Source organism: Kitasatospora sp. NPDC057198 (genome assembly GCF_042670125.1).
In the GTDB taxonomy this organism is placed as follows: Bacteria; Actinomycetota; Actinomycetes; order Streptomycetales; family Streptomycetaceae; genus Kitasatospora.
On the sequence record NZ_JBHUWH010000495.1, the window covers coordinates 1 to 5,543 of the forward strand.

4 protein-coding genes and 1 riboswitch are annotated in these 5,543 nt (G+C 72.1%); of the genes, 2 read left to right on the top strand and 2 right to left on the bottom strand.

Going from position 1 to position 5,543, the window contains the following annotated elements; genetic code table 11:
• Positions 1-288, bottom strand: a 288-nt coding sequence (locus ACFUEL_RS34015; protein ID WP_380241167.1) for a PRC-barrel domain-containing protein, incomplete at its 3' end; no start/stop codon positions are given.
• A gap of 187 nt (positions 289-475) precedes the next feature.
• Positions 476-581: riboswitch (glycine riboswitch) on the top strand.
• Between the two features lie 219 nt (positions 582-800).
• Here ACFUEL_RS34015 and gcvP point away from each other — a divergent pair.
• Positions 801-3,674 (top strand): aminomethyl-transferring glycine dehydrogenase, encoded by a 2,874-nt coding sequence (gcvP, locus tag ACFUEL_RS34020; RefSeq protein WP_380241169.1) that lies wholly within the window; start codon positions 801-803, stop codon positions 3,672-3,674.
• Between the two features lie 217 nt (positions 3,675-3,891).
• Here the strand turns inward: gcvP and ACFUEL_RS34025 are convergent, their stop codons facing one another.
• Positions 3,892-4,272: a DUF1844 domain-containing protein gene (locus ACFUEL_RS34025; protein ID WP_380241171.1), complete on the bottom strand. Its 381-nt coding sequence runs from the start codon at positions 4,270-4,272 to the stop codon at positions 3,892-3,894.
• A 453-nt stretch (positions 4,273-4,725) separates the two neighbouring features.
• On the opposite strand from ACFUEL_RS34025, the gene infC reads away from it, so the two are divergent.
• Entirely contained in the window at positions 4,726-5,439 is a 714-nt protein-coding gene (gene infC, locus ACFUEL_RS34030) for a translation initiation factor IF-3 (protein ID WP_380241172.1), read from the top strand.
• The last annotated feature ends 104 nt before the right edge of the window (positions 5,440-5,543 follow it).

The window sequence follows — 5,543 nt, forward strand, 5'->3', positions numbered from 1 at the left end:
GTACAACTGCAGCTCCTGGGCGGGCGAGAGGTGCTGGCCCACGCCGAAGTCCGGGGATTCCTTGATCAGCGACTTGTCGTACGGGACGCGCAGCTCGTCGCCCGCGAACTCGCTGGTGGTCAGCGGGACGAAGGCGTCCCGGCCGAAGATCCCCGTGCGGACGGCCGCCCACTCCGGTTCGCCGGTGGCGTCGTCCAGGTACACCTCGTCGACCGTGCCGATCTTGTCACCGTTCCGGTCGACCGCCTTGTGCCCGATCAGGTCGCGCGGATCGATATCGGTCTGCACGCTGTCCTCCAGTCCTGCCGCTCCTCAGGGATGTCCGGGAGGCGACCGGAGGAGCGTGCCGGGCCGCCACTTCACACCAAACGGCACGTAACGGACGGCGGCACTCCGGATGCCGCCGTCCGGGGCAGATCACAGGGCCGCACCGGTGATCGGAAGGGCCCGCGCTGGTAACCTCGGAGGCGACCGCCGAGCCCGCTCGGGAGAGTCCCGGCCCCGCCGAACAGGGGGCAGCGGGACGCCGAAGGAGCAACCCCTCCCCGGAATCTCTCAGGCATCCGTACCGAGCGAGAACAGGTCACTCTGGAAAGCAGGGCAGGACCGTCGGCACCGGAGCCGGCCGCCCCCGCCCTCGCCGACGGTGCAAACCGTGCGGGCCCCGGCCCGGACGCGTGAAGCTCTCAGGTACCGATGACAGAGGGGGAGGCTGACGGGTTCGCCCGCCCGCCCGGCTTCCACGGCAGTCGGTCGGCGTGCGTACCACCGCCGGTCCGCGACCAGGAGGCCCGACCCCCATGAACGCCCAGCCGACGCTCAGCGACCTTGAGCAGGCCAGCCCCTTCGAGCACCGCCACATCGGCCCCGACAGCGACGCCCAGCAGAAGATGCTGGCCCAGGTCGGCTACGCCTCCCTGGACGAGCTGTCCGACGCCGCCGTCCCCGACGCCATCCGCAGCCTCACCGCGCTCGGCCTGCCCGCCGGCCGCAGCGAGGCCCAGGTGCTCGCCGAACTGCGCGAGCTGGCCGGCCGCAACCAGGTCCTCACCTCGATGATCGGCCTCGGCTACTACGGCACCTTCACCCCGCCGGTCATCCTGCGCAACGTGCTGGAGAACCCGGCCTGGTACACCGCCTACACCCCGTACCAGCCGGAGATCTCGCAGGGCCGCCTGGAGGCGCTGCTCAACTTCCAGACCGCGGTCGCCGACCTGACCGGCCTGGACACCTCCGGCTCCTCGCTGCTCGACGAGGGCACCGCCGCCGCCGAGGCGATGTCCCTGGCCCGGCGCGTCACCAAGGTCAAGGGCGGCGTCTTCCTGGTCGACGCCGACACCCTGCCGCAGACCGTCGCCGTGATCGAGACCCGCGCCGAACCGACCGGCGTCGAGGTCGTCGTCGCCGACCTGTCCGACGGCATCCCCGCCGAGATCGCCGAGCGCGGCGTCTTCGGCGTGCTGCTCCAGTACCCCGGCGCGTCCGGCGCGGTGCGCGAGATCAAGCCCGTCATCGACCGGGCGCACGAGCTCGGCGCGGTCGTCGCGGTCGCCGCCGACCTGCTCGCCCTCACCCTGCTGCGCTCGCCCGGCGAGCTCGGCGCCGACATCGCCTGCGGCACCTCGCAGCGCTTCGGCGTCCCGATGGGCTTCGGCGGCCCGCACGCCGGCTACCTGGCCGTCCGCGCCGCGTACGCCCGCAACCTGCCCGGCCGCCTGGTCGGCGTCTCCGTCGACGCCGACGGCAACCGCGCCTACCGGCTCGCCCTGCAGACCCGCGAGCAGCACATCCGCCGAGAGAAGGCCACCTCCAACATCTGCACCGCGCAGGTGCTGCTCGCCGTGATGGCCTCCATGTACGCCGTCTACCACGGCCCCGACGGCCTCGCCGACATCGCCCGCCGCACCCACCGCTACGCCGCCGCGCTCGCCGCCGGCCTGCGCGCGGGCGGCGTCGAACTCGCCCACGACGCCTTCTTCGACACCGTCACGGCCGTCGTCCCGGGCCGGGCCGACCAGGTCGTCGCCGCGGCGCTGGCCGGCGGCGTCAACGTGTTCCGGGTCGACGGCGACCGGGTCTCGGTCTCCTGCGACGAGACCACCACCCGCGAGCACCTGGCGGCCGTGCTCGCCGCGTTCGGGGTCGAGGGCGCCGAGATCGCCGAGGACGCCGACGCGCTGCCCGCCGCCCTGCTGCGCGAGGACGAGTACCTCACCCACCCGGTCTTCCACAGCCACCGCTCCGAGACCGCCATGCTGCGCTACCTGCGCCGGCTCTCCGACCGCGACTACGCGCTCGACCGCGGCATGATCCCGCTGGGCTCCTGCACCATGAAGCTCAACGCGACCACCGAGATGGAGCCGATCACCTGGCCCGAGTTCGGGCAGCTGCACCCGTTCGCGCCGGTCGACCAGGCCGAGGGCTACCTGACGCTGATCCGCGGGCTGGAGCAGCAGCTGGTCGAGGTCACCGGCTACGACGCGGTGTCCATCCAGCCGAACGCCGGTTCGCAGGGCGAGCTGGCCGGTCTGCTGGCGGTGCGGGCCTACCACCGGGCCAACGGGGACACCCAGCGCGACGTCTGCCTGATCCCCTCCTCCGCGCACGGCACCAACGCGGCCTCGGCGGCGATGGCCGGCATGCGGGTCGTCGTGGTCAAGACCCTGACCGACGGCGACGTGGACGTCGAGGACCTGAAGGCGAAGATCGCCCAGCACGGCGAGCAGCTGGCCGTCCTGATGGTCACCTACCCGTCCACCCACGGCGTGTTCGAGACCGAGATCACCCGGATCTGCGAACTCGTCCACGAGGCCGGCGGCCAGGTGTACGTCGACGGCGCCAACCTCAACGCGCTGGTCGGCCTCGCCAAGCCCGGCAAGTTCGGGGCGGACGTCTCGCACCTCAACCTGCACAAGACCTTCTGCATCCCGCACGGCGGCGGCGGCCCCGGCGTCGGCCCGGTCGCGGTCCGCGAGCACCTCGCGCCGTACCTGCCCAACCACCCGCTGCAGGCCGAGGCCGGGCCCGCGACCGGCGTCGGGCCGATCTCGGCCGCGCCCTGGGGCTCGGCGGCGATCCTGCCGATCTCCTGGTCGTACGTCCGGCTGATGGGCGGCGAGGGGCTCAAGCGCGCCACCCAGGTGGCCGTGCTCAACGCCAACTACATCGCCAAGCGGCTCGCCCCGCACTACCCCGTGCTCTACACCGGCCCCGGCGGGCTGGTCGCGCACGAGTGCATCATCGACCTGCGGCCGCTCAGCAAGGAGACCGGCGTCAGCGTCGACGACATCGCCAAGCGGCTCATCGACTACGGCTTCCACGCGCCGACCATGTCGTTCCCGGTCGCCGGGACGCTGATGATCGAGCCGACCGAGTCCGAGGACCTGCACGAGATCGACCGCTTCTGCGAGGCGATGATCGCGATCCGCGGCGAGATCGAGAAGGTCGGCGCGGGCGAGTGGGCCGCCGACGACAACCCGCTGCGCAACGCCCCGCACACCGCGGCCATGCTGGCCGGCGAGTGGGCGCACCCGTACACCCGCGAGGAGGCGGTCTTCCCGGCGGGCGTGAACCCGGCGGACAAGTACTGGCCGGCGGTGCGACGCATCGACGGCGCGTACGGGGACCGGAACCTGGTGTGCTCGTGCCCGCCGCTGGACGAGTACGACGCGTAACGCGTGACGCGGAGCCGCCCGGTCGAGGGAATTCCCTTGGTCGGGCGGCTTCTGCGTGTGGCCTTCCGCTGCGCGCAGTTCCCCGCGCCCCTGGCGGGGCGGGGAGGAGGCGCCTTCGGCGAGGGGGAGGGAGAGGGGGCGCCTTCGGCGAAGGGAGGGGGCGGGGAACGGCGAAGCCGCCCGGTGGGGGCGGCTTCGGGGGGCGGTGCGGGGTGGGTCAGGAGTAGACGGGGCCGGTGAACTTCTCGCCGGGGCCGGAGCCGGGGGCGTCGGGGACGAGGGAGGCTTCGCGGAAGGCGAGTTGGAGGGAGCGGAGGCCGTCGCGGAGGGGGGCGGCGTGGAAGTTGGAGATCTCGGGGGCTCCGGCGGTGACCAGGCCGGCCAGGGCGGTGATGAGCTTGCGGGCCTCGTCGAGGTCCTTGTCGGCCTCGCCGTTCTCGGCCAGGCCGCACTTGACGGCGGCGGCGCTCATCAGGTGGACGGCGACGGTGGTGATCACCTCGACGGCGGGGACCTCGGCGATGTCGCGGGTCAGGTCGTCGAAGCCGAGGGCCTGCTCGGACTCGGACTCGTGCGCGTGGTCGGGCTGGCTGGTCAAGGTGTCACTCCGAGGGGACTGGTGCGAAAGCGCGGTACGGAAGGAGCGTACAAGGCGGGTGCGGAGGGGTCGGAATACCGGTCGGGCCGGAAACGCTGGTATGATTCGAGACTGACCGGCCAGGGGACCCTTCAGGTTGCCCGGCCAGCAAGTGGAGGCTCCACTCAGGAGGCCCGAGAGGGCAACCGCGACAGTCTCCCACCCGCGCGGCCGAAGGGCCGACGGGTCCGGTCCGCGATGAGCGCCCGCGAGGGACTGTTCGTCAGCAGTGGTGCCCGCGAGGGCGCCCCGGAACGTGTGGAGCCCCGCCTGTACCGTGCGGGGCTTTTTTCGTGCGCTCGGTGCCCTCGACGGGCAGCGGAGCATGAATGAAGCCCCGCCCAGTGGTCGAAACCACTACGTGCGACCGCCGCCCGACGGCCGCATCGGAAAAGGTGCAACCGAGGAGGCCCCATCAGCACCGAGCCCCGCATCAACGACCGGATTCGCGTCCCCGAGGTGCGACTCGTCGGTCCCAGCGGCGAGCAGGTCGGCATCGTCCCGCTCGCGAAGGCGCTGGAGCTTGCCCAGGAGTACGACCTGGACCTGGTCGAGGTCGCCGCCACGGCGCGCCCGCCGGTGTGCAAGCTCATGGACTACGGCAAGTTCAAGTACGAGTCGGCCATGAAGGCCCGTGAGGCGCGCAAGAACCAGGCGCACACGGTCATCAAGGAGATGAAGCTCCGGCCGAAGATCGACCCGCACGACTATGACACCAAGAAGGGTCACGTCGTCCGGTTCCTCAAGCAGGGCGACAAGGTCAAGATCACGATCATGTTCCGCGGTCGTGAGCAGTCCCGCCCCGAGCTGGGCTTCCGACTGCTGCAGCGGCTCGCGGACGACGTCCAGGACCTGGGCTTCGTCGAGTCGGCCCCGAAGCAGGACGGCCGAAACATGATCATGGTTCTCGGCCCGCACAAGAAGAAGACCGAGGCCATGGCCGAGGCCCGCGCCGCCGCCGACGCCCGCAAGGCGGAGCGGCAGGGTCGCGGACCGGTCGCGGACCAGGCGGACGACGCCGAGGGCGAGGTGGCGGAGGTCGAGGAGACCGAGGCCGTCGAGGCCGCGGACGACGACGCCGAGGCCGCCGAGGTCGAGCAGCCCGCCGAGGCGTCCCAGGACGTCTGAGCCTTCGGGTTCAGGTGACCGGGCGCCGAGGCACCCGGTTCCGGGGCGTCCCGCCCTGGAGACGAGATCCATCCAGTTCCGGCCCGCGCCGCACGGTGCGGGCC